The sequence below is a fragment of the Paracoccus litorisediminis genome (assembly GCF_009711205.1).
GTDB lineage: Bacteria > Pseudomonadota > Alphaproteobacteria > Rhodobacterales > Rhodobacteraceae > Paracoccus > Paracoccus litorisediminis.
Genome location: NZ_WMIG01000011.1, coordinates 62,008 through 86,349 on the forward strand (window position 1 = coordinate 62,008; position 24,342 = coordinate 86,349).

At 63.7% G+C, this 24,342-nt stretch carries 23 protein-coding genes; 4 read left to right on the forward strand and 19 right to left on the reverse strand.

Annotated elements, in window-relative coordinates:
* Positions 1-35: 35 nt before the first annotated feature.
* Genes guaD through xdhA form a run of 4 tightly spaced genes read right to left on the reverse strand, consistent with a single transcriptional unit; the run spans position 36 to position 5,777 of the window.
* On the reverse strand, positions 36-1,310 hold the full coding sequence (gene guaD / locus GL300_RS16965) for a guanine deaminase (RefSeq protein ID WP_155040847.1): 1,275 nt from the start codon (positions 1,308-1,310) through the stop codon (positions 36-38).
* Positions 1,298-2,041, reverse strand: coding sequence for a xanthine dehydrogenase accessory protein XdhC (gene xdhC, locus GL300_RS16970; RefSeq protein WP_155040848.1), 744 nt, complete (start codon positions 2,039-2,041; stop codon positions 1,298-1,300). Before xdhC ends, guaD begins: the two co-directional genes overlap by 13 nt.
* Positions 2,038-4,335 carry a xanthine dehydrogenase molybdopterin binding subunit gene (xdhB, locus tag GL300_RS16975; RefSeq protein WP_155040849.1) on the reverse strand — a complete coding sequence of 766 codons (2,298 nt, stop codon included), beginning with the start codon at positions 4,333-4,335 and terminating at the stop codon, positions 2,038-2,040. The genes xdhC and xdhB overlap by 4 nt, the downstream gene beginning before the upstream one ends.
* Entirely contained in the window at positions 4,332-5,777 is a 1,446-nt protein-coding gene (xdhA, locus tag GL300_RS16980) for a xanthine dehydrogenase small subunit (protein ID WP_155040850.1), read from the reverse strand. The genes xdhB and xdhA overlap by 4 nt, the downstream gene beginning before the upstream one ends.
* A 112-nt stretch (positions 5,778-5,889) precedes the next feature.
* Between xdhA and GL300_RS16985 the strand changes: the two genes are divergently transcribed.
* On the forward strand, positions 5,890-6,789 hold the full coding sequence (locus GL300_RS16985) for a LysR family transcriptional regulator (RefSeq protein WP_155040851.1): 900 nt from the start codon (positions 5,890-5,892) through the stop codon (positions 6,787-6,789).
* Here the strand turns inward: GL300_RS16985 and GL300_RS16990 are convergent.
* The 10 genes from GL300_RS16990 to bhcA form a co-directional block, all read right to left on the reverse strand.
* A complete protein-coding gene (locus GL300_RS16990; protein ID WP_155040852.1) occupies positions 6,786-7,490 on the reverse strand; it encodes a class I SAM-dependent methyltransferase in 705 nt (234 codons plus the stop codon). The two genes, GL300_RS16985 and GL300_RS16990, sit on opposite strands and share 4 nt — an antisense overlap.
* A gap of 59 nt (positions 7,491-7,549) precedes the next feature.
* Positions 7,550-8,797 (reverse strand): urate hydroxylase PuuD, encoded by a 1,248-nt coding sequence (locus tag GL300_RS16995; protein ID WP_155040853.1) that lies wholly within the window; start codon positions 8,795-8,797, stop codon positions 7,550-7,552.
* Between the two features lie 173 nt (positions 8,798-8,970).
* Complete coding sequence (locus GL300_RS17000; protein WP_155040854.1) at positions 8,971-9,345, reverse strand: hypothetical protein; 375 nt, start codon at positions 9,343-9,345, stop codon at positions 8,971-8,973.
* Positions 9,346-9,519: 174 nt separating this feature from the next.
* Positions 9,520-9,870 carry a hydroxyisourate hydrolase gene (gene uraH, locus GL300_RS17005; RefSeq protein ID WP_155040855.1) on the reverse strand — a complete coding sequence of 117 codons (351 nt, stop codon included), beginning with the start codon at positions 9,868-9,870 and terminating at the stop codon, positions 9,520-9,522.
* An 11-nt stretch (positions 9,871-9,881) separates the two neighbouring features.
* A complete protein-coding gene (locus GL300_RS17010) occupies positions 9,882-11,222 on the reverse strand; it encodes an 8-oxoguanine deaminase (RefSeq protein WP_155040856.1) in 1,341 nt (446 codons plus the stop codon).
* A 13-nt stretch (positions 11,223-11,235) separates the two neighbouring features.
* The gene (locus GL300_RS17015; protein ID WP_155040857.1) at positions 11,236-12,717 is read right to left on the reverse strand and encodes a nucleobase:cation symporter-2 family protein; all 1,482 of its coding nucleotides are present in this window, start codon (positions 12,715-12,717) and stop codon (positions 11,236-11,238) included.
* Between the two features lie 33 nt (positions 12,718-12,750).
* Positions 12,751-13,713 (reverse strand): iminosuccinate reductase BhcD, encoded by a 963-nt coding sequence (bhcD, locus tag GL300_RS17020; protein ID WP_155040858.1) that lies wholly within the window; start codon positions 13,711-13,713, stop codon positions 12,751-12,753.
* Positions 13,713-14,876, reverse strand: a complete 1,164-nt coding sequence (bhcC, locus tag GL300_RS17025; protein WP_155040859.1) for a 3-hydroxy-D-aspartate aldolase BhcC — start codon at positions 14,874-14,876, stop codon at positions 13,713-13,715. Before bhcC ends, bhcD begins: the two co-directional genes overlap by 1 nt.
* A gap of 9 nt (positions 14,877-14,885) precedes the next feature.
* Positions 14,886-15,845 (reverse strand): beta-hydroxyaspartate dehydratase BhcB, encoded by a 960-nt coding sequence (bhcB, locus tag GL300_RS17030; RefSeq protein WP_211595162.1) that lies wholly within the window; start codon positions 15,843-15,845, stop codon positions 14,886-14,888.
* Positions 15,846-15,847: 2 nt separating this feature from the next.
* A complete protein-coding gene (gene bhcA / locus GL300_RS17035) occupies positions 15,848-17,038 on the reverse strand; it encodes an L-aspartate--glyoxylate aminotransferase BhcA (protein ID WP_155040861.1) in 1,191 nt (396 codons plus the stop codon).
* Between the two features lie 184 nt (positions 17,039-17,222).
* On the opposite strand from bhcA, the gene bhcR reads away from it, so the two are divergent.
* The 3 genes from bhcR to purN all read left to right on the forward strand — a co-directional run bounded on the left by bhcR (position 17,223) and on the right by purN (position 19,772).
* On the forward strand, positions 17,223-18,044 hold the full coding sequence (bhcR, locus tag GL300_RS17040; protein ID WP_155040862.1) for an HTH-type transcriptional regulator BhcR: 822 nt from the start codon (positions 17,223-17,225) through the stop codon (positions 18,042-18,044).
* Positions 18,045-18,132: 88 nt separating this feature from the next.
* Positions 18,133-19,179: a phosphoribosylformylglycinamidine cyclo-ligase gene (gene purM, locus GL300_RS17045; protein WP_155040863.1), complete on the forward strand. Its 1,047-nt coding sequence runs from the start codon at positions 18,133-18,135 to the stop codon at positions 19,177-19,179.
* On the forward strand, positions 19,176-19,772 hold the full coding sequence (gene purN / locus GL300_RS17050; RefSeq protein WP_343043096.1) for a phosphoribosylglycinamide formyltransferase: 597 nt from the start codon (positions 19,176-19,178) through the stop codon (positions 19,770-19,772). The genes purM and purN overlap by 4 nt, the downstream gene beginning before the upstream one ends.
* A 10-nt stretch (positions 19,773-19,782) precedes the next feature.
* Here purN and GL300_RS17055 read toward each other — a convergent pair whose 3' ends face one another.
* The 5 genes from GL300_RS17055 to GL300_RS17075 all read right to left on the reverse strand — a co-directional run bounded on the left by GL300_RS17055 (position 19,783) and on the right by GL300_RS17075 (position 24,244).
* Entirely contained in the window at positions 19,783-20,181 is a 399-nt protein-coding gene (locus tag GL300_RS17055) for a DUF6314 family protein (RefSeq protein ID WP_155040864.1), read from the reverse strand.
* A gap of 118 nt (positions 20,182-20,299) precedes the next feature.
* Complete coding sequence (locus tag GL300_RS17060; protein ID WP_155040865.1) at positions 20,300-21,640, reverse strand: branched-chain amino acid ABC transporter permease; 1,341 nt, start codon at positions 21,638-21,640, stop codon at positions 20,300-20,302.
* Positions 21,641-21,652: 12 nt separating this feature from the next.
* Positions 21,653-22,654: a branched-chain amino acid ABC transporter permease gene (locus GL300_RS17065; protein WP_155040866.1), complete on the reverse strand. Its 1,002-nt coding sequence runs from the start codon at positions 22,652-22,654 to the stop codon at positions 21,653-21,655.
* Position 22,655: 1 nt separating this feature from the next.
* Complete coding sequence (locus GL300_RS17070) at positions 22,656-23,366, reverse strand: ABC transporter ATP-binding protein (RefSeq protein WP_155040867.1); 711 nt, start codon at positions 23,364-23,366, stop codon at positions 22,656-22,658.
* Positions 23,363-24,244 carry an ABC transporter ATP-binding protein gene (locus tag GL300_RS17075; protein ID WP_155040868.1) on the reverse strand — a complete coding sequence of 294 codons (882 nt, stop codon included), beginning with the start codon at positions 24,242-24,244 and terminating at the stop codon, positions 23,363-23,365. The genes GL300_RS17070 and GL300_RS17075 overlap by 4 nt, the downstream gene beginning before the upstream one ends.
* Positions 24,245-24,342: the final 98 nt, after the last annotated feature.

Sequence of the window (24,342 nt, forward strand, 5' to 3'; positions counted from 1 at the left end):
ATTTGCTTTCTTTGGCTTTTGGCTCCAGTTGCCGACTAGAGCATCGGTTTTCCAGCCACATAGGTCTGGGCGACAGCGCGGTCGTCGCCCATGATTTGCAGGATGAAAAGCTCCTCAGCCAGCGTCTGGGCCTTTTCCATGCGAAGCGCCATGGCGGGGGTCGCATGGCTATCCAACACCACGAAATCCGCATCCGTGCCGGGGGCGAGGGTGCCGATGCGGTCCTCCATACCCAGTGCCAGCGCATTGCCGCGTGTCGCCCAGTGGAAGGCGGCATAGGGGTGCAGTTTCTGGCCGCGCAGTTGCAGGATCTTGTAGCCCTCGTTCAGGGTCTGCAGCATCGAATAGCTTGTGCCGCCGCCGATGTCGGTGGCGATGCCGGTGGGGACGTCTGCCGCGCGCAGGCCAGCCTCGTCAAATAGGCCCGAGCCGAGGAACAGGTTTGACGTGGGGCAGAAGATCGCGCGGCTACCGGTCTCGGCCATGCGGGCGATTTCGCGTTCGCGCAGATGGATGCAATGGCCAAGCAGGATCTTCGGGCCGAGCAGACCATATGTCTCGTAGATATCAAGATAATCCCGTGCGTTGGGATAAAGGCTTAAGGTAAATTCTATCTCGGCGAGGTTCTCGCTCAGATGGGTCTGGATGTGGCAATCGGGGTGTTCGCGGACCAAGGCACCTGCGGCCTCCATCTGCTCGGGCGTCGAGGTGATGGCGAAGCGGGGGCTGATCGCGTAGCGCTGGCGGCCTCGACCATGCCATTTCTGGATCAGCGCCTTGCTGTCGTCATAGCTGGATTGCGGGGTGTCCAGCACGCCCTCGGGGGCATTGCGGTCCATCATCACCTTGCCGGCGATCATGGCCATGTTGCGGGACTCGGCCGCCGAGAACAGCGCCTCGGCCGATCGGGCATGGCTCGAGCAGAAGGCCACGGCCGAGGTCGTGCCATGTGACAAGAGCAGCTTCAGAAAGGCATCGGCCATGCGCGTCGCGTGGTCTGCGTCGCGGAACTCGGCTTCGCTGGGGAAGGTATAGGTGTTCAGCCAGTCCAGAAGCTGAGCGCCCCAGCTGGCGATCACCTGCACTTGCGGGAAATGCAGATGCGGATCGATGAAACCGGGCAGGATCAGGTTCGGGCGGTGGTCGATCTCGGGCAGGCCGTCTTGCCGCAATGAAGCGTAATCGCCGATGGCGGCGATCTTGCCATTCTCGATCAGGATCGCGCCATCCTCGAGATAGGTGAAGCTGTCCTCGGTAATGGCGGGGTCGGCGTGGAAAGAGAGGGTGCGCCCTCGGATCAACTGTCGCATGGGAATTTCTGAAACGGAGAAACGGACTGGGTGAGGCGGGTGATGATCTCGGCGGCGGTGAGTGCTGCGATGACCTCGGGGCGTTTGTCGCGGGACTGGCCCGCGCCGATGGGGCAGGTCAGACGCTTGGTCCCGAGGCCTTGCGCCCCGGCAAAGCGGCGGAACTGCGCCAGTTTCGTCTGGCTGCCGATCATACCGATATAGGGGGCGTCCATGCGTCGCAGCGCCTCGGAGGTCAGCAGGAAATCCAGCGCGTGATCATGGGTCACGATGACATAGGAGGTGCCGCTGGGGGCCGAGCGGATCTCGGCTTCCGGCAGGGGAGTCAGGACGGTTTCGCCGCGCGCAAGGCTTAGTTCCTCGGCGCGCTGATCGATCAGGATGGGGCGCAGCGGCAGCAAGGCCAGCGCCCGGGCCAATGCCCGACCCACATGGCCCGCGCCAAAGATCAGGACCTGAGGATATTCCGGCGGGGCGGGCATCTCGCTGATGCGGATCAGCGAAAGCTCGACGCGGCCGCCGCAGCATTGGCCGATCTCGGGGCCAAGGGGGATGTCCATCGTCGCCGCGTCCTCGCCGCGCGCGAGCATCTGCCGCGCGCGGTCGATGGCCATATATTCCAACTGCCCGCCGCCAATCGTGCCGCTGGTCTTGTCGGTCGTCACGATCATCGTGGCGCCAGCCTCGCGCGGGCTTGAGCCGCGCGTGCGGGTGATGGTGACGCGGATCATCTGAGCCTCTCGATCGCCATCAACACGCGTTCGGGTGTGGCGGGGGCATCGATGCGCGGGTTCTCAGCATAGTCGTTGAAGCTGGCCACGGCCATGTTCAGCGCCTGAAAGACCGAGATGCCCAGCATGAAGGGCGGCTCGCCCACGGCTTTCGACCGTTTGATGGTGTTTTCGCGGTTCACTGACCAATCGGCCAGCGCGACGTTGAAGACCTTGGGCCGATCCGACGCTAGCGGGATTTTGTAGGTCGAGGGCGCATGGGTCTTGAGCTGCCCCTTGGCGTCCCACCACAGCTCTTCGCTGGTCAGCCAGCCGGTGCCTTGGACGAAGGCGCCCTCGACCTGACCCTTGTCCAGCGCCGGGTTCAGGCTGCGGCCCACGTCGTGCAGCACATCGGCGCGCTCGATCACATATTCGCCGGTCAGCGTGTCCACCGCGACCTCGGCGCAGGCGGCACCATAGGCGAAGTAATAGAAGGGGCGGCCCTGTCCGGTATCGCGGTTCCAGTGGATTTTGGGCGTCTTGTAGAAGCCCGCCGCCGAAAGCTGAATCCGCGCCATATAGGCGGTTTTGATAAACTCCTCGAAGGGGAATTCCTGATCGCCAATGCGGGTGGTTTCCCCGATTATCACCAGTTCCGGGGGCACGCCCTTGGCTTCAGCCGCGAACGCCGTCAGGCGGGCGATCAACTGATTGCAGGCATCCAACGCCGCCATGCCGTTCAGGTCCGAGCCCGAGCTTGCCGCCGTGGCCGAGGTGTTCGGGACCTTCTCGGTCGTGGTCTTGGTGATCTTGATGCGGGCGATATCCACGCCAAGCGCCTCGGCCACGACTTGGGCCACCTTGGTGTTCAAGCCCTGACCCATCTCGGTTCCGCCATGGTTCAGGTGGATCGAGCCGTCGGAATACAGGTGGATCAGCGCGCCCGCCTGGTTGAACCATGTCGCGGTGAAGCTGATGCCGAACTTGACCGGGGTCAGCGCAATGCCCTTGCGGATGGTGCCGCCGCGCGCGTTCCAGTCCAGCACGGCCTGACGGCGGGCGTGGTAGTCGCTGCTGGCTTCGAGTTCCTCGAAGATACGCGGCAGGATCTGGTCCTCGACCTCTTGGTGATAGGGGGTCAGCTGGCCGTTTTCGTAAAGGTTCAGCTTGCGGATTTCCAAGGGGTCGCGGCCAAGGGCATAGGCGATATCCTCGACCACGCGCTCGGCCATAATGACGCCTTGCGGGCCGCCAAAGCCGCGGAAGGCGGTGTTCGAGCAGGTATTGGTCTTGATCGGGTGGCTGCGAAGCTCTACCGCCGGGTAGTAATAGGCATTGTCGGCATGGAACAGCGCGCGGTCCGTCACCGGGCCAGACAGATCCGCCGAGAAGCCGCAGCGGGCGTAGAAATCGCCATCGACCGCGTGGATTTTGCCGGTGTCGTCATAGCCAACCTGATAGTCGATGACGAAGTCGTGGCGCTTGCCGGTGATCTGGAAGTCGTCGTCGCGGTCGGGGCGCAGCTTGACCGCACGATGCAGCTTCTTCGCGGCCAAGGCGGCAATGACCGAGAACAGGTTCATCTGCGTTTCCTTGCCGCCGAAACCCCCGCCCATGCGGCGCACATTGACCACCACGGAATGGGCCGCCGTGCCAAGGACATGGGCGACCATGTGCTGGACCTCGGATGGGTGCTGGGTCGAGGTGTGGATGATCACATCCTCATCCTCGCCGGGGATGGCGAAGGCGATCTGGCTTTCGAGGTAGAAATGTTCCTGCCCACCAACGGTCAGCCGACCCGACAGGCGGCGGGGCGCGCGGTCCAGTTCGGCCATGTCACCGCGCGCAAGTTTCAGGGGCTTTGTCACATAGCCCATGCCGGCATCGCGGGCGCTGATCGCGTCCAGCGCGAAGGGCAGCTGTTCATAGGTGACGCGGGCCAGTTGGCAGGCGCGGCGGGCTTGGTCGCGGGTTTCTGCGATGACCGCAAAGATCGGCTGGCCGTGGAATTGGACCTCGGGGTAGGCAAAGACCGGATCGTCATGCAGCCCGTTTGGGCTGATGTCATTGACGCCGGGAATGTCATCTGCGGTCAGCACCAGATGCACGCCGGGGGCCGTGCGCACCGCCGTGAGGTCCATTTCCGTGATGCGGCCATGGGCCACGGTCGACAGCCCCAGATAGGCATGAAGCGTGCCGACGGGTTCCGCGATGTCATCGGTATAGTCCGCGCGCCCGGTGACGTGCTTGACGGCGGAATCGTGAATGATCGAGCTATGGGCCGCGCCCTTGACTTGCACGTCCTGTTTCATTCGACCCTCCTCAGACGGTGTTCCGCGCCCGATTGTTCCAGCCAGAAGCGGCGGAAGAAATTGGCGGCAAGTTGCTGGCGATATTCGGCGCTGGCGCGCCAGTCGCTGAGCGGTTGGAAGTCATTGGCGACGGCCTTGGCCGCTGCCTCGAAGGTTTCGGCCGAGAAGGGCTGGCCCTTCAGCGCGGCCTCGGCATGGGCGGCGCGTTTCGGGGTGGCGGCCATGCCGCCAAAGGCCACGCGGGCGTCAATGATCGTGGCGCCGTCGGTTTCCACGCGGAAGGCTGCGGCGGATGCGGTGATGTCGGCGTGAAGGCGTTTGCTGACCTTGTAGGCGGCGATCAGGGCATCGCCCTTCAACGGCACATGGATCGATTCCACGAACTCGCCGGGAAGGCGGTCCTGTTTGCCATAAGCCACGAAGTAATCCTCGACGGCCACGTCACGGGTACCTGCCGCGCTGCGCAGGGTCATCGTGGCGCCCAAGGCGATCAGCAAGGGCGGCGTTTCCCCGATGGGGGAACCGTTCGCCACGTTCCCGCCGATGGTCCCGGCATTGCGCACCTGCCAGCCGCCGATGCGCCGCCAATAATCCAGCGCCTCGGGGAAATGGGCCAGCACGAAGGGCTCAAACTCGGTATAGGTGACGCCCGCGCCGATGGTGATCTGGCCCGGTGTGATCTCGATCCGCTTGAGGTCCGCCAGATGGCCGATGAACACCGCCGGAGAGATGTCTTTCAGGAATTTCGTGACCCACAGGCCCACATCGGTCGCGCCGGCGACGATGGTGGCCTTGGGGTTCTGGGCCAGCACCTGCGCCAGATCGGCGGCGTCTTTCGGCAGGATGGCGCGATCCTCGCCACGGGCGATTTCGACCCGCTCCTGCGGAATGGCACTCAGCGACGCGGTCACGTGGTCGCGCTCGACGCTTAGCGCGTCCATATGCTGACCCCCGGCCTCGCTGGCGGCAAAGGCGGCTTTCACGATCGGCTCATAGCCGGTGCAGCGGCAGAGGTTGCCTTGCAGGGCCGTTTCGATCGCGCCCATGTCGGGGCGGGGGTTCTGCATCCACAACCCATACAGCGCCATGACAAAGCCCGGCGTGCAGAAGCCGCATTGGCTGCCGTGATGCTCGACCATCGCGGCTTGCACCGGATGCAACCCGCCTTGGGGCCCGCGCAGATGCTCGATGGTGACGATATGGCAGCCGTGGCACGAGGCGAGGAAACGGATGCAGGCGTTGATCGGCTCATATTGCAGATGCCCGTGATGCATCCGGCCGACCAGCACGGTACACGCCCCGCAATCGCCCTCGGCACAGCCTTCCTTGGTGCCGGTCAGGCGGCGGTTCAGCCGCAGGAAGTCCAGCAGGGTATCGCGGGATCCCGCCTCGGTCAGGCGGATCTCGGTGTCGTTCAGAAGAAAGCGCAGTTCGCTGCCCATCAAGTCCTCGCTCGGGTCGCTCAAGGAAAGCCTAGATGCGAATTGACCTTTGCGAAATCACCGAATGAGCATAAGACTTTCAGCCGTTCATTGAAAGAAGCGGGTCGGTCCGTTGCCATACCTTGAAAGTCTGCGGGTTTTTGTCCGCGTCATCGAACTGGGCTCGATTACGGCGGGGGGGCGTGATTTGCGCATGTCCCCGGCAGTTGCCTCAAATCGCATCAAGGATCTGGAGACGCGCTTCGGCGTGCGGCTTCTGAACCGCACGACTCGCAAGCTGGTCCCGACCGAGGTGGGGCGCGCCTTCTATGAAAGCGCCCGCCGGGTGATCGAAACACTGGATGAGGCCGAGGCCGTCGTTTCGGGTTTTTCCGGGATGCCGCATGGCGCGTTGCGGGTGACAGCGCCGCTGGGGCTGGGGCGACGACTGATCTCGCCGCTCGTGCCGAAATTCTGCGAGGAATATCCGGGGGTCGAGATCAGGTTGCGTCTGTCCGACCGCAATGTCGATATCATCGCCGACGGGATCGATCTGGCGTTTTTCCTGGGTGAGCCGCAGGATTCGGCGCTGAAATGGCGGCGGATCGCGGAATGCAAACGGGTGCTGGTAGCAACCCCGGATTACCTCGCGAAACATGGCGTGCCGGAAAAGCCCGACGATCTGGTCAAGCATAATTGCCTGCTGCTGCGCTATCCGCGCAGCCCGGAATATTACTGGGTGCTGAAGACGCCCGACGGCCCGCAGAAACTACTGGTCAATGGTCATTTCGACGCCGATGACGGTGATGTTCTGACCGATTGGGCGCTGGACGGCTGCGGCATCGCCAACCGCCCGCATTACGAGGTGGCCGAGCATCTGGACGCCGGACGGCTGGTGCTGGTCCTGCCGGAATGCCCGCCGTCTCCGGCGCAATTCGGAGTGCTGACCCCGCATCGTCGCCTGCAGGACCCCAAGGTGCGGCTGTTCGTCGACTATATCGCCCGCGAGTCCCGGCGCTATCTGGGCGCTTAGGGCTTCGTCCATTCCATGATGTGGTGATAGGGCGCGCGGTTGTAGCGCGTGATCCGCGCGGGCTCTCCGCCCTGTGCTGCGGGCTCATCGAAATGCGCCAGCCGCAGCCCCTGTGCCAGCAGCGGCTGCATATAGGCGCCAAGTGGGCGGTGCCAGTTGCGGATCAAGATGCCGCGCCAGCTGACCCATTCGGCGCGCGGCTCAAGGTAATTGTCGATCAGATAGCCACGCGCGCTGTCGCCATCACCCTGCCACGATCCGGCAGTGCTGAACGAGTTCAGGTTCGCGATCAGCAGCGTGCCACCCGGACGCAGCACACGGGCCATCTCGGCGATGGCGGTGTCGCTGTCGTCGATATCGATCAGGGTCAGGTAGCTCACGACCAAATCAAAGCTGGCATCGGGAAAGGGCAGGGCCTCGGCCTGCGCTTCCAGATAGTCGCCCTGCGGGTGGCGGGTGCGGGCGGTCTCGATCAGACGGGCCGTCGGGTCGATGCCGGTGGTGGTGACGCCCAGTTCCGACATCATCCGGCTGAAACGCCCCTCGCCGCAGCCGACATCCAGCGCATTCTGAAAGCCGCGGCCCCGGATGCGGTCCAGCATCGGGGCGTCCAGCACGTAGCGGCGCGAGAAATCTCCGGTCTCGCCCATGTCGGCGATCCATGCCTCGGCGCTTTCGTCCCAACCGTTGCCGCTGTCCATGATCCTGCCCCCGTTTGTTCGGGGCATGGACTAGCGTGGATGGCGGCGCGGGAAAAGCCTCAGTTCGCGGCGAGGGCCTTCGGCAGGCCGCGATACCAGTCCATGATCGCCTGCCGCTCGGCAGGCTCCATGAAGCTGACATTGGCCGGGGGCATGGCATTGGTCACGCCCGCCTGGATAAAGATCTCGCGCGCGGCGCGGGTGATGTCGTCGGGGGTTTCCAGCAGGACCCCCTTGGGCGCGGTATGGATACCCTCATAGGTGGGTTCGCGCGAGTGGCACATGCTGCAGCGGCCCATGACGGCGTTCTGGGCCTCGTCCCAGCCGGGGGCGTCGATCATGGCCTGCTGGGTCGGGGTCAGCACGCGGGCCTCGGATTCCTCCAGCGTTTGGCGGAACATCGGCGCGGTCGAGATCCACATCACCATGATGAACAGGATCGCGGTGATCGCCCAGCACCACCACAGCTTCCCCTTGCGGGCATGCATGGTGTTGAAGAAATGCCGGATGGTCACGCCCATCAGAAAGATCAGCCCGGCAATGACCCAGTTCAATTCCGAGGCGAAGGCCAGCGGATAGTGGTTCGACAGCATCAGGAAGACGACCGGCAGCGTCAGGTAGTTGTTATGGGTCGAACGCAGCTTGGCGATCTTGCCGTATTTCGGATCGGCGGGACGCCCGGCCTTCAGATCCGCTACCACGATGCGCTGGTTCGGCATGATAATGAAGAACACGTTCGCCGTCATGATCGTCGCGGTGAAGGCGCCCAGATGCAGCATGGTCGCGCGGCCGGTGAAGATCTGATTGTAGCCCCAGCCCATGGCGATGAGCATGGCGAACAGCAGCAGCATCAGCAGGGTCGGCGTCTCGCCCAGCTTGGATTTGCACAGGAAGTCATAGATCAGCCAGCCGATCGACAGCGACGCGGCCGAGATCAGAATCGCCTGCCAAGGGGCCAACTCCATCTTGGCGGGGTCGATCAGGAACAGCTCGGACCCGACCCAATAGGTGACCATCAGAAGCGCCGCCCCCGAGATCCAGGTCATGTAGCTTTCCCATTTGAACCAGGTCAGATGCTCGGGCATCCGCTCGGGCGCGACGAGGTATTTCTGGATATGGTAGAAGCCGCCGCCATGAACCTGCCATTCCTCGCCATGGGCACCTTTCGGCAGGCCGGGGGCTTTCTGAAGGCCCAGGTCGAGGGCGACGAAGTAGAAGGACGAACCGATCCAGGCGATCGCGGTGACGACATGCGTCCAGCGGATCGCGAAGGCCAGCCAATCCCAGATCACGGCGAAATCGGACATGCATTGCTCCTGTCTTGCTGGGGAAATCCTAGCGCAACCGGGGGCTTCGCGGAAATCGGCTTGAGCGCCGTGGCTGTCTTAAGTTTGCGTTGAAAATCTTTTGGGCATGGCGGACGCACAAATGTCTAGTTGGTGAATGGACAACCAGCTCATACGGACAGAACAAAGAGCGTCTAAGGGCGGATAAACCCTACTGCTAGAACGATCACACCGAACAGGAAGCATACGCCGCAACCGACGATACAAATTAAGCCGAGAACCAAGTATCGGTCACTGAGTGCAAAATCCGGTTCCTGCTTTCTCAAGGTTCGGTCCGCATATCGCGTCGAGAGGAAACCAACTGTCCACGCACATAGGCCAGACAGAACGCCGAAGGCGAAAAAGAGCACGGCAATTGCGAGCGAACAGCTTGAGATCATGGGAAGCAGGTTTGCCATTTGCGAAAGAACCGCAACGGCTGCGCCACCATTGATCAGTATCGAGGCATTGATTGCGCCCTTAGCATACTCTTGTGTGATGATGCGGTAGTCGGTTTCGGCGCTCTGCATTGCCTTGCCTCACGGATGCTCCACGCAGGCTACATCAACACGGGATGTCGAAGTTCAAATAGTGTGATTTGTCACGTTCGTTGGAAAATCTATAAGGTGGTGTTGAGAATGCGGCGATAGACCTCTCGGTGCTACCGCCGCATTATTGGGTCCGCTAGGCTGGAATCCGGTAAATCAGCTGCCGCGATAGGTTGAATAGCCGTAGGGCGAGATCAGCAGCGGGACGTGGTAATGGTCCTGCTCGGACATGCCGAAGCGCAGCGGGATCTGGTCGAGGAAACGGGGTTTCGCGGCCTCATGGCCTTGGGCGTCGAGCCATGCGCCGACATGAAAGACCAACTCGTATTCGCCGGTTTCGAATTCGGCTGCGGGCAGGATTTGGGCATCGGTGCGGCCGTCATGGTTGGTGACGGTTTCCTTGATCAGGCGGCGTTCGGGGTCGAGGCGGTAAAGCTCGATCCGCATGCCTTGGGCGGGCGCGCCATTGGCGGTGTCGAGAACATGGGTGGTCAGAAAGCCGGTCATCAAGGGTCCTTTCAATTGGCGAGGCGGATGGTGGCCGCGCGGGCCTGATTGTTCAATTTGCGGGTGTCGGCGGTCAGCAACTGGTGATCTCGGACCACCGCGCGGCCCTCGACATAGACGGATTTCGCGCGCATCGGTGCGCAGAAGACCAGCGCCGCGACCGGGTCCCATTCGCCCGCCGCCGCCAGTTCGGTGATGTCCCACAGGACCAGATCGGCACGCTTGCCGGGTTCGAGGCTGCCAAGGTCGGTCCGGCCAAGGACGCGGGCACCGCCAAGGGTGGCGATCTCGAGCGCCTCGCGTGCGCCCATGGCGGCGGGGCCGTTTTTCAGCCGCGCCATCAGCATGGCCTGACGCGCCTCAAGGCCCAGATGCGAGCAGTCGTTCGAGGCCGAGCCATCGACACCCAGCCCCACCGGCACGCCCGCATCCCGCATCTGCCGGATCGGGGCGATGCCCGAGGCAAGCCGCGCGTTCGAGCAGGGGCAGTGGGCGACGCCGGTGCCGGTGCGGGCGAACAGGTCGATCTCCTTGTCCGAGAGCTTCACGCAATGGGCGTGCCAGACATCGTCTCCGGTCCAGCCGAGGCTTTCGGCGTAATCGCCGGGCAACATGCCGAAGTTCGCCAGCGAATAGGCGATGTCTTCGTCATTCTCGGCCAGATGGGTGTGCAGGCGCACGCCTTTCTCGCGGGCAAGGATCGCCGCGTCGCGCATCAACTCACGGCTGACCGAGAAGGGCGAGCAGGGGGCGAGGCCCACCTGCACCATTGCGCCGGGGTTCGGGTCGTGGAAAGCCGAGATAAGGCGTTCGCTGTCCTTCAGGATCGAGGCCTCGGCCTCGACCAGAGAATCCGGGGGCAAGCCGCCCTTGCTTTCGCCGATGGACATGGCGCCGCGGGTGGCGTGGAAGCGGATGCCGATCTCGGATGCAGCCTCGATGCTGTCGTCAAGCCGCGCGCCGTTGGGGAACAGGTAAAGGTGATCCGAGGAACAAGTGCAGCCGGATAGCGCCAGTTCCGCCAGCCCGATCTGCGCAGACAGGCGGATGTCGTGGGGCGTCATCCGCGCCCAGATCGGATAAAGCGTGCGCAGCCAGCCGAAAAGCGCCGCGTCCTGCGCGGCGGGCACAGCGCGGGTCAGGGTCTGGAACAGGTGGTGATGGGTGTTGATCATGCCGGGGGTGACGACGCAGCCCTTGGCCTCGACCACCTCGGCACCTTCCGAGGGCAGGTTCGTGCCGATGGCGAGGATAACCCCGCCATCGATCAACACGTCTCCGCCCGCGATCTCGCGCCGGGTTCCGTCCATGGTGACGACCACCTCGGCCTTGCGGATCAGGGTTCGGGTCATGTGCTTCTTCCTTTCAGTGCGCTTCGGCGGCGTGGCCAGCGGCGCGGATATCATCCTCGGTCGCGTGGGGCGCACCGTTGAAGTACCAGTTCAGCGCCACCGCCGAAAGCGTCGCCAGCAGGATGCCGGAATGGATCAGCGGGTGCAAAGCATGCGGCATCCATTGGTTGAAATCGGGCGCGACCATCGGGATCATCGCCATCCCCAGCGAGATCGCGACCACGAACAGGTTGTGCCGGTTGCCCGCGAAATCGACATTCGCAAGGATGCGGATGCCGGTCGCCGCGACCATGCCGAACATGACCAGACCCGCGCCGCCCAGAACGGTGGTCGGCAGGCTTTCGACCAGCGCGCCCATTTTCGGGATCAGGCCCAGCACGATCATGATCGCGCCGCCCGCCACGCAGACAAACCGAGAGCGGATGCCGGTCACGCCGACAAGGCCGACGTTCTGGCTGAAGGACGTATAGGGGAAGGTGTTGAACAGCCCACCCAGTGCCGTGCCCAGACCGTCGACGCGAAGCCCGGCCGACAGGGTTTTCGGCGTGACCTTGCGGTTGCAGATCTCACCCAGAGCCAGGAACATGCCGGTCGATTCCACCATGGTCACGAACATGACCAGGATCATCGTCGCGATCATCACCGGGTCAAAGATCGGCATGCCGAAATGGAAGGGGCGGATGGGCGCGAACCAGGCTGCTTCGGACACGGCACCGAAATGCATCATGCCCATGCTGGCGGCCAGCACACCGCCGCCGATGATGCCCAGAAGCACCGCGATGTTCGAGATGAAGCCGCGACCGAAGCGCGACAGCAGCAGGATCGAGCCCAGCACCACCAAACCGATGATGATGTTCTGGCTCGAGGCATAGGCCGGGTTCGGGACCGTTGGCAGCAGCTTGAGGCCTTCGGGGGCCGAGCCTGCGGCGATGGCGGCGTTCAGCCATTCCTGCTGGGCGGGGTCAACCAGCTTCGGCGCGGTCGGGCCGAAGGGCAGGCCAAAGATCCAGTTGATGCCGATGGGCATCAGGCTGACGCCGATGGCGAGGATCACCGTGCCCGTCACCACGCTGGGAAAGAAGCGCAGCAGGCGGCTGACAAAGGGCGCAAGAAAGATCGAGATGACACCGGCGGCGATGATTGCGCCGAACAGCATCCGCGCACCCTCGGCCCCCGGCTGGGCGCTGGCGATCGACACCATCGGACCGACGGCGGCAAAGGTCACGCCCATCATCACCGGCAGGCGGATGCCGAACCATTGCGTCGCGCCCAGCGACTGGATGATCGAGACCAGACCGCAGACGAACAGGTCCGCCGAAATCAGAAAGGCCACGTCCTGCGGCGACAGCTGCAGGGCGCGGCCCACGATCAGGGGGACGGCGATGGCTCCGGCATACATGACCAGCACATGCTGGAAACCCAGCGTGAACAGGCGTGGAGCCGGCAGGATTTCCTCGACCGGATCAATGACCCGGCCGGCGGTTTCGTGTGACATGGTTCTCCTCCCTTGTCTTGCTTCGGCCCCTGGTCAGATTTCGACCTTCTGGGCCAGCCCCTTTTCCTGGGCCAGTTTCACGACGGCGCGGGCCACGGCGAGGTCTTGCAGACCGACGCCGGTGCCGTCGAAAATCGTCAGCTCGGCATCCCCGCGTCCGGGGTGGCTGCCGTTCACCACTGCGCCGATCTGGGTGATTGCCTCCTCTGCAATCAGCCCAGCCGCAATGGCGTGCTGGAATTCACCGATGGCCACGGATTGCGCGACCTCATCGGTGAACAGGCCGGCGCGGGCGACCAGCGCCGGGTCAAGTTCCTGCTTGCCCTTGGTGTCGGTGCCCATGGCCGCGATATGGGTCGGACCCTGCACATGGCCGTCCATCAGCAGCGGCGAAAAGGCTGAGGTGATCGAGATGATCACGTCGGCTTCCGCGCCAAGCCGCGGCAGGTCCACCGCCTCGAAGGGCAGGCCCAGTTCGGCAGCAGTGTCGGCCAGACGGGTCAGCATCTCGGGGTGGGGGTTCCAGCCGATGACCTTCTCGAAGTCATGGACGCGGGCGGCGGCACGCATTTGGAAGGCCGATTGATGGCCTGCGCCGATCATGCCCAGCACCTTGGCACCCTTGGGCGCCAGATACTTTATCGACACTGCCGAGGCCGCCGCCGTACGCAGGGCGGTCAGCAGGTTCCCCCCGACCGCCGCCGCGACCCTCCCGGTATCGGCGTCGAACAGGAAGACCGTCGACTGGTGATTGATCAGCCCGTGTTTCTGGTTCTGCGGCCAATAGCCTCCGGCCTTCAGTCCCAGCGTCAGGGCGGCTCCGTCGAAGCCGCCCTTGAAGCCGTAAAGCGCATCGTCATGGCCGATCGCCTCGCGCACCACGGGGAAGTTATAGGCCCGGTCGGCGGCCATGGCGGCAAAGACCGCCTCGACCGCGTCATAGGCGGCTTCGGGGGTCATCAGCCCCCCGATTTCCTTTTCCGCGACGACCAGCATCAATAACCCTTTCCGCGGGCGCTGACCGGCCAGACGGTCTCGACCTTGCCGTTCCGCACACCGACATACCAGTCATGGACGTTGCAGGTCGGGTCGCAATGGCCGGGGACAAGGCGCAGCTTTTCATTGACCTTGAGGACGCCCTTGGGGTCCGCGATCACGCCATGCTCGTCCGAGCATTTGACATATTCCACGTCATCGCGGCCATAGATGAAGGGCAACCCGCTATCGACCGATTGCGCCTTGAGGCCCGCATCGCAGATCGCCTTGTCAGGCTTGGCGTGGGACATGACCGAGGTCAGAATGAACAGCGCGTTTTCCCATTCGCCCTTGTCGATGCGATGGCCACCCTCGTCCTTGATGCGGCCATAATCGGCATCCATGAAGGCGTAGGAGCCGCATTGCAGTTCGTTATAGACGCCGGAATTGCTCTCGAAATAATAGCTGCCGGTGCCGCCGCCCGAGACGAGTTCCGGCGAAAGCCCCGCTTCCTCCAGCGCCGCCACGGCTTCCTTGACCTGCGCGATGGCGGCGTCCAGCTTGGCCTTGCGGTCGATGAAGCTTTCCATGTGCTGCATCGCGCCCTGATAGGCCTGAATGCCGGTGAATTTCAGCCCCGGTGCTGCATCGACGGCCTTGGCGATCTGAACCACCGCTGCCGCAGTGGTCACGCCGCAGCGGCCCGCGCCGCAGTCGATCTCGATAAAGACCTCCAGCTGGGTCCCGTGACGCTGCGCGGCCGCCGACAGGTCGGCGACGTTTGCCACGTCATCGACGCAGACAATGATCCGCGTGCCCAGCTTCGGCAGCCGGGCAAGGCGGTCGATCTTGGCCGGATCGCGGACCTGGTTCGACACAAGGATGTCCTTGATGCCGCCACGGGCAAAGACCTCGGCCTCGGAGACCTTCTGGCAGCAGACGCCCGCAGCACCACCCAGTTCCTGCTGCAATTTCTGCACGTCGACCGACTTGTGCATCTTGCCGTGGCTGCGGTGGCGCATGCCGTGCGCCTTGGCGTAATCGCCCATCTTCCTGATGTTACGCTCCAGCGCGTCCAGATCGAGGATCAGGCAAGGCGTCTGGATATCGGCCTCGGCCATGCCGGGCAGGGCGGGGATGTCATAGCCGACTTCGAAACCGGCGAAATCTGTCTTGGCGTTCATGTCAGGTCCTCACATCCAGGGCAGGCGGTCAAGATCGACATTGCCGCCGGTGATGATGATGCCGACGCGCTGGCCGGCGAAGATGTCGCGATTCTTGATGATGGTGGCCAGCGGCACGGCGCTGCTGGGCTCCATCACGATTTTCATGCGCTTCCAGATCAGCTTCATCGCTTCGACGATCTCATCCTCGGTCGCGGTCAGCACGTCGGCAACGTGGTTCTGGACGAAATGCCAGGTCAATTCCTTGAGCGGCACTTTCAGCCCGTCGGCCACGGTCTCGGGCGCGTCATCGGCGATGATGTGACCGGCGCGGAAGCTGCGTGCGGCGTCATCGGCATTCAGCGGCTCGGCGGCAAAGACACGGGTCTTTGGCGCAAGGTTCGAGAGCGTCAGGCAGGTCCCCGAGACCATGCCGCCGCCACCGATCGGTGCCACCACCGCGTCAAGACCGGCCACCTGCTCGATCAGTTCGGCGCTGCAGGTCGCCTGACCGGCGATCACCCGCCAGTCATTGTAGGGATGGACGAACTCGGCCCCGGTTTCGGCGACGACCTCGGCAAAGACCGCCTCGCGCGAGGTGGTCGAGGGTTCGCATTCCACCACCCGCGCGCCATAGCCGCGAACCGCATCCTTCTTGGCCTGCGGCGCGGTGCGCGGCATGACCACGGTGCAGGGGATGCCCCGGCGACCGGCGGCATAGGCCAGGCAAGAGCCGTGGTTGCCGCTGGAATGGGTGGCGACGCCGCGCGCCGCCTGTTCATCGGTCAGGCCAAAGACCGCATTGCTGGCGCCGCGTGCCTTGAAGGCGCCGGCCTTTTGCAGGTTCTCGCATTTGAAGAACAGCTCGGCCCCGGTCAGTTCATTGATGAAACGAGAGGTCAGGACCGGCGTCACATGCACATGCGGGGCGATACGCGTCCGCGCGGCCAGCATGTCATCGAGGGTCGGAATATACATGGCGTCCTTCATCCTCAGGCAGCCTTCCGCAGTGCCGAAACCGTCGACTGGCGATAATGTTCCTGCGCCGCGGCGACACCCGAACCCAGCCGCACCGGCAAGCCCAGATCGACCATGACCATTTCCGCGACCGCAAGGCCCGACAGCGCCATGGCGTCGGTCAGGCTGCCCAGATGGCCGATGCGGAAGACCTTGCCCGCGACCTCGCCCAGACCGGTGCCGAAGGCCATGTCATAGGTTTCCAATGCGTGGCTGACGATGCGGTTGGCATCAAACCCGTCCGGCACGCGGATGGCGCTGACCGTGTCGGAATACAGGTCGGGCCGCGCGGCGCACAGTTTCAGCCCCCAGGCATCGACCGCGGCGCGAATGCCGCCCGCAATGCGGTGATGACGGGCAAAGACGTTTTCCAGCCCTTCGGACAGGATACGCTCGCAGGCCGCGTTCAGCCCGTTGATCAGGCCGACGGGCGGCGTATAGGGATAGCCGTTGCGGGCATAGCCGGTGGCCATATCGCGGATGTCAAAGAAGGTGCGCGGCAGCTTTGCTGTCTCGACCGCCGCCATGGCTTTCGGCGAAAAGGCGACAATCGCCAGGCCGGGGGGCAGCATGAAGCCCTTTTGGCTGCCGGTGACGGCGATATCGACGCCCCATTCGTCCATGCGGAAATCCATCGACCCGATCGAGCTGACGCCATCGACGAACAGCAGCGCCGGGTGACGCGCCGCATCCAGCGCGCGGCGGATCGCGGCGATGTCGGATTTCACGCCCGTTGCGGTCTCGTTATGGGTGGCTAGAACGACGCGGATTTCGTGGCCCTTGTCGGCGGTCAGGATTTCCTCGAAGCGGGCGGCGGGAATGCCTTCGCCCCACGGAACCTCGATATGGGTCACGTCCAGACGGTGGCGCTGGCACATGTCGATCCAGCGGTGGCTGAACATGCCGTTGCGGGCCGCCAGCACCTTGTCGCCGGGCGAGAGCGTGTTGGTGAGCGCGGTTTCCCAACCGCCGGTTCCGGTCGAGGGGAACAGAAAGACCTGCGCCTGGTCGGTCTTCAGCACCTTTTTCACGCCCTCCAGCGCGGGATGCAGCATCCGCCCGAAAACCGGCGAGCGGTGGTCGATGGTGGGCATGTCCACCGCCTTGCGCAGTTCCTCGGGGATATTGGTAGGGCCGGGAATGAAGATGGGGTTCTGACTGGTCATTGTGCTTCCTCCTGCACTTGTGTCCCAGCCTAGGCGCAGCTGTCCATTCCGGCAATTTTTCTGAAAAGTATTTCGCAATGGCGGAAAATATGTTAATTTCTTAACCGAATCAGATATTTGCTGTTTTCCACACCAGATTTTCGATATTCAATCGGATTGATATGCAGTCGAAAGGATTTCTTGAATGTCATCCGCACCGCGCAAAAGGGGGCGTCCGAAAAGCAGGGCCGAGGGCAGTGAGGACACTGGCGGCGTCCGTGCCCTGGAACGGGCGCTGGATGTGCTGGACGTGATCGCCTCGGGCAATGGCCTGACGTTGAGCGAGATTGCCCAGCAACTGGGGCAGGCGCCCTCGACCGTCCATCGGGTGCTGGTGACACTGGCCGCGCGCGGTATGGCCGAAACCGACGGGCAGAATCAGGCGTGGCAGATCGGCCCGACCGCATTTCGCCTGGGATCGGCCTTCATGCGGCGCGCCGGTCTGGTCGAACGCGCCCGTCCGGTCCTGCGCCGCCTGATGGAGGAAACCGGAGAGACTGCCAATCTGGGCATCCTGAACGGCGATGCCGTGCTGTTCATCAGTCAGGCCGAGACGCATGAAACCATCCGCGCCTTCTTTCCGCCGGGCACCCGTTCGCCGCTGCATGCCTCGGGGATTGGCAAGGCGCTGCTCGCCTATGCCCGCCCGCAGCATCTGCGCCAGTTGATCCCCGGATTGCGGCTGGACCGTTTCACGCCGACGACGCTTTGCGCCCCCGAGACGCTGACCGCCGATCTGGCTTTGACGCGGACGCGCGGCTATGCGCTGGACAATGAGGAGCGCGCACCGGGAATGCGCTGCATCGCCGCGCCGATCTTCGATTTCGGCGGCGAGGCCGCGGCTGGGATCTCGGTCTCGGGGCCGTTGCATCGGATGAGCGACGCGCGGCTGGACGGCATCGCCCGCGCGGTCATATCCGCTGCGCGCGAGTTGTCGGCAGGGGCAGGGCCTGCGGGCAACGGCTGATGGCCGGAAAACGCCGCATTTGATGGACGGATCATTGCCTGCGCGCCGCGCCTGCGCTATCGGGACGCAAAGCAAAGGAGCCCCGCACATGACCGAGCGCAAATCTGGCCTGTCCTATGCCGAAGCCGGAGTGGATATCGACGCAGGCAACGCGCTTGTCGAGCGCATCAAGCCCGCCGCCGCCGCAACCAAGCGCTCTGGCGTGATGGACGGTCTGGGCGGTTTCGGCGCGCTGTTCGACCCTCGCGCTGCTGGCTATCAGGACCCGGTTCTGGTCGCCGCGACCGACGGCGTCGGCACCAAGCTGCGCATCGGCATCGACACCGGTGAACTTGACGGCCTTGGCATCGACCTTGTCGCCATGTGCGTCAACGATCTGGTCTGCCAAGGGGCCGAGCCGCTGTTCTTCCTCGACTATTTCGCCACCGGCAAGCTGTCGGTCGATGAGGCCACCCGCGTCATCAACGGCATTGCCGAAGGCTGCCGCCGTTCCGGTTGCGCGCTGATCGGTGGCGAGACCGCCGAAATGCCCGGCATGTATGCCAAGGGCGATTTCGATCTGGCCGGTTTCGCGGTCGGCGCGATGGAGCGCGGCACCGCGCTGCCCGCAAACGTCGCGGATGGTGACGTGCTGCTGGGCCTCGCCGCGGACGGTGTGCATTCCAACGGCTTCTCGCTGGTGCGCAAGGTCGCCGAACATGCGGGTCTGGACTGGGATTCGCCCTCGCCCTTCGGCACGGGTACTTTGGGTCAGGCGCTGCTGGTTCCGACCCGGCTTTACGTCAAGCCGGTTCTGGCCGCGATCCGTGCAGGCGGCGTTCATGCCGCAGCCCATATCACCGGCGGCGGTATCACCGAGAACCTGCCGCGCGTCCTGCCGAAAGGTCTTGGTGCCGACATCGATCTGGACAGCTTCAGCCTGCCCGCGGTCTTTGACTGGCTGGCCGAGGCCGGCAACATTGCCGATGCCGAGATGCTGAAAACCTTCAACACCGGCATCGGTATGATCCTCTCGGTCGCTGCCGACCGTGCCGAGGCGCTGGAGGCCCTGCTGAAAGCCGAGGGCGAGACCGTCTATCGCCTTGGTCAGGTCACCCCCGGCGCGGGCGTGCGCTACAGCGGCAAGCTGCGGTGAAACGCGTCGCCCTTCTGATCTCGGGCGGCGGGTCGAACATGGTCAAGCTGGTCGAAAGCATGACCGGCGACCATCCGGCCCGCGCCGTGATCGTCGGGTCAAACGATCCGGCGGCGGGTGGCCTTGCCAAGGCCGCCGCCATGGGCGTGCCGACCTTTGCCATCGACCACCGCGATTATAAGGGCGACCGCGCGGCATTCGAAGCCGCACTGCTTCAGCCGCTGCTGGCGGCCGAACCCGACATCCTTTGTCTTGCCGGTTTCATGCGCATCCTGACCCCGGCTTTCGTCCAGAAATTCGAAGGGCGGATGCTGAACATCCACCCTTCGCTTTTACCGAAGTATCCCGGCCTCCACACCCATCAGCGCGCCATTGATGCGGGCGATCCTGAGGCGGGTGCATCGGTCCATCTGGTGACGCCTGAACTTGATGCTGGCCCGATCCTTGGTCAGGCCCGCGTTCCGGTCCTGCCCGGCGATACGGCGGATACGCTTGCCGCCCGTGTGCTGGTACAGGAACACCGCCTCTATCCCGAGGTGCTGCGTCGCTTCGCGCTGGGTGACCAGACTCCGATCCTGCTGACGGCGGCCTAAGGCCGCCTCACTACCGCCAGTACTGGCTGACGCTTCGATAATTCTTGCGCGGCCCCTGCACGGTCCAGATTTCTGCCCATCTGCGGTTGCTGGCGAACATGAACAGCCCACGATACAGGTCGTCGCCGCAATGATGCACGACCCGCTGGATGCCCTGTGCTTCAAGGGTGATGAACGGGCTGCCATCCGGCCGCCTGACCTCAACCACGCCATCGCCCCATTCAAGCAGATATTGCCGCTGCGATGACAACCGCTGGTTCTGGAACTGGATCATTCCCGTTTCGTGAAAGGCGTTGTCGGAAATCTGCGCCGTCCCCTGAAACCGTGTAACCAGACCGGTCTGGGCGTCGGAAATCCGCCGCCGCACCTGCCATTCGCCCAGAAATTCGCTCAAGTCAAAGCCCTTCATGCCCACTCCTGGCGCCTGTCCATCAAGGAACAAGGGGAAAGAAAAAGGGCCCATAGGCCCTTTCTCCGTTTCTGAAATACCCTGGGGGTGTGGGGGCAAGGCCCCCACGAATCCGGGGTCATTTCTCGGGAACCAGCCCGCGCGGCGCAAAGCGCAGTACCAGCAGCAGCACCAGCCCCATCGCGACAAAGCGCATATGCGGCGCGCTTTCCAGCAGATGCGTGCGCAGCGCGCCATCGGGCAGCGGCGCGGTCAGCAGGCTCATCAGCTCGGGGCCCCAGACCTCGGCCTTGATCCACAGGAACCAGATCAGCACCGCGCCCAGAACCGAGCCCCAGTTGTTGCCCGAACCGCCGACGATCACCATGACCCAGACAAGGAAGGTGTAGCGCAGCGGGTTGAAGCTGCCGGGGGACAGCAGTCCATCCAGCGTCACCATCATCGCCCCGGCAAGCCCGATCACCGCCGAGCCGATGACAAAGATCTGCAGATGCCGACCCTTGATGTTCTTGCCCATGGCACTTGCGGCAGTCTCATTGTCGCGGATCGCGCGCATCATCCGGCCCCAGGGCGATTTCAGCGCCAGCTCCGCCAGCAGGATCAGCGCCAGCAGCACCAGCCCGAACAGCCCGGCATACATCAGCTTGACCCAGATCCCCGAGGCGGTGGCGATATCCACGCCCCAATGCGCCGCCTTGGCGACGAAGTCGGGATCGCTTTGCAGATCCAGTTCATAGGGAACCGGACGCGGGATGCCGGACATGTTCTTGACGCCGCGCGCCAGCCATTCCTCGTTGCGCAGGACGGCGACGATGATCTCGCCGATGCCCAGCGTGGCGATCGCCAGATAGTCGGAACGCAGCCCCAGCGCGACCTTGCCGATGCCCCATGCGGCGGCGGCGGCCAGTGCCGCGCCGACCGGCCATGCCAGCAGCACCGGCAGGCCAAGCCCGCCGATATTCCCGGCCGAGGCGGCATTGTTCGCCTCGATCGCCATGACGGCGGGATCGAAAAGATAACGGTACAGCACAAAGCCGACCAGCAGCACCAGCGGCATGACAAAGAAGCTGATCGGCGCGGCGACCCGCTTCCAGACCTGCGTCGCCAGCGCCAGCGTGCCCAGACCGACGACCAGTGCGACGATCACACGCATCCCGCCTGCGGCCCAGGCACCCTGAACGGGCGGGGTCGAGACCAGCACCGGCCCCAGCGCTCCCAGCGCAAGGAAACCGACGACGCCCGCGTTGAACAGGCCGGCATAACCCCATTGCATGTTCACGCCCAAGGCCATCACGGCCGAAATCAGCCCCATGTTCAGGATGGCCAGCGCCGAGTTCCAGCTGCCCGAGAACAGCGCGTTCCGCGTCGTTCCCTCCAGCACGAACAGTGCGACGATGATCAGGAAGATGACCGGCGCGCGCCAGCGGCTCGAGGCTTCGGCTTGACGAGTATTCGACATGTCGGCCCCTCCTTAATAGGCTTTGCCGCGGAACAGGCCGGTGGGCCGGAACAGCAGGACGATGATCAGGATGACGAAGCTGACGGCGAATTTATATTCGGTGGACAGCAGTTGCAGCAGCCCGTCGGACTGGAAACCCAGATAGGCCGCGACCTTTTTCCATGGATAGGTCACCGCAACCTCGGAGAAGGCGACGATGAAGCCGCCAGCGACCGCGCCCAGCGGATTGCCAAGGCCACCGACGATGGCTGCAGCAAAGATCGGCAACAGAATCTGGAAATAGTTGAAAGCCTTGAAGCTTTTGTCGAGGCCATAAAGCGTGCCTGCGGTCACTGCCAATGCGGTCGCGATGATCCATGTCAGGCGCACGACGCGCTCCGGATCGATCCCCGATAGCAGCGCCAGATCCTCATTGTCGGCATAGGCCCGCATGGCTTTCCCGGCGCGTGAGCGGTTCAGGAAGCGGAACAGCGCCCAGCAGGCCAAAGCTGTGACGACAAAGGTGATGACCTGACTGACGCGCAGGGCCAGGCCCTCGTTCAGGCCGGTCCAGGTCTTGAAGTCCTGCACCGCGATCAGGAAGCGCGCGCCGTCGTCAAAGCGGATCTCGTCCACACCGATCAGCAGGCGCGTCACCCCGTTCATCACGAACATGACCCCGACCGAGGCCATGACCAGAATGATCGGCTCGGACTTTTTCTTGCGATAGAAGCGATAGACCACGCGGTCGGTGCCCAGCACAAAGGCCGAGCACAGCGCGATCCCGATCGGCAGCGCCAGCAGCGCCGTCGGCAGCGGGCCAAGGCTGATGCCAAGCGCTTGCAAGCCCCAAGTAACAATGATCACCAATGCGGTGCCAAAGGCCATGGTGTCGCCATGGGCGAAGTTGGAAAAGCGCAGGATGCCATAGATCAACGTCACCCCCAGCGCGCCAAGCGCCAGCTGTGCGCCGTAAGCGGCGGCGGGGATCACGACGAAGTTGAGCAGGGCCACAATGGCGTTCAGAAAATCCATGTCAGCCCCCAAGGAACGTGCGGCGAACCTCGGGATCGGCCATCAGGGCCTTGCCAGAGTCGGTATAGCGGTTCGCGCCCTGCACCAGCACATAGCCGATATCGGCGATCTCAAGTGCCTGACGGGCGTTCTGTTCGACCATCAGGATCGAGATGCCGGTGCGCGCGACCTCGATGATGCGGTCGAACAGCTCGTCCATGACGATGGGGCTGACGCCCGCCGTCGGTTCGTCCAGCATCAGAAGGCGCGGTTTCGTCATCAGCGCGCGGCCGACGGCGACCTGCTGACGCTGACCGCCTGACAACTCACCCGCATTCTGGCGGCGCTTGTCGGCGACGGCGGGGAACAGATGATAGACCTGTTCCATCGTCTCGCGGTAATCGTCGCCGCGAATATAGGCGCCCATTTCCAGATTTTCCTCGACCGTCATGGTCGGGAAGATGTTGTGGGTCTGGGGCACAAAACCCATGCCCTTGTGGACACGTTCCTGCGGGGTCAGGCGAGTGATGTCCTCGCCGCCCAGCGTCACCGCGCCTTCGCGCAGGTTCAGCATGCCAAAGACGGCCTTCATCGCGGTGGATTTGCCAGCGCCGTTCGGGCCGACGATCACGGCGATCTGGCCCTGATCCACGGTCAGTGTGCAGCCGTTCAGGATGTCGGCCTTGCCATAGCCGCCGCGCATGGCGGTGGCGGAAAGATAGGGCTGGCTCATCGGATATCCCCCGCGGGCTTGCCGTCGCCGCCCTGTCCGGCCTCGGCCCCAAGGCCGGGCTGCGCGCCGTGGCTTTCGCCAAAGCTGGCTTCCTCGGCGATCTCGGCGGCGACCTTGTTCTTCAGGCCGGTGCCCAGATAGGCCTCGATCACGGCTTCGTTCTGCATGATGCTGGAGGCATTGCCCTGCGCCAGCACCTTGCCCTGCGCCATGACGATCACCGGGTCGCACAGGCGGCCGATGAAATCCATGTCATGTTCGATGACGCAGAAAGTATAGCCGCGCTCTTTGTTCAGGCGGACGATGGCATCGCCGATCGTGCCCAGAAGCGTGCGGTTCACGCCCGCGCCGACCTCATCAAGGAAGACGATTTTGGCATCGACCATCATCGTGCGGCCCAGCTCAAGAAGCTTTTTCTGCCCGCCCGAGAGATTGCCCGCCTTTTCGTCGGCGACATGGGAAATCGTCAGGAATTCAAGAACCTCGTCCGCCTTCTTGCGAAGCGCGCGCTCATCCTCGCGGATGCGGCCACGGCGGAACCAGGTATTGACAAGGGACTCACCCGCCTGACCGCCCGGAACCATCATCAGGTTCTCGCGCACGGTCATCGAGGAAAATTCATGGGCCAGCTGGAAGGTGCGCAGCAGACCCTTGTGGAACAGCTGATGCGGCGCAAGGCCGGTGATGTCTTCGCCATCCATGACGACGCGGCCGGAAGTCGGCGGCAGAACGCCTGCGATGACGTTGAAAAGCGTGGATTTACCTGCGCCGTTCGGACCGATCAGGCCGGTAATGGAACCGGTCTCGATCGTCAGGCTGGCACCGTCAACGGCGCGAAACCCTCCGAAATGGCGGTGCAGGTCATGGACCTGGATCATGTTTCTCCCCAGACTTCGCTGTTTCCGCGAAGATTATTGCCCCAAGAGGGGTAGTTATAACAGGCAAAAGGCCCGGATTGAATCCGGGCCCCCCGCAA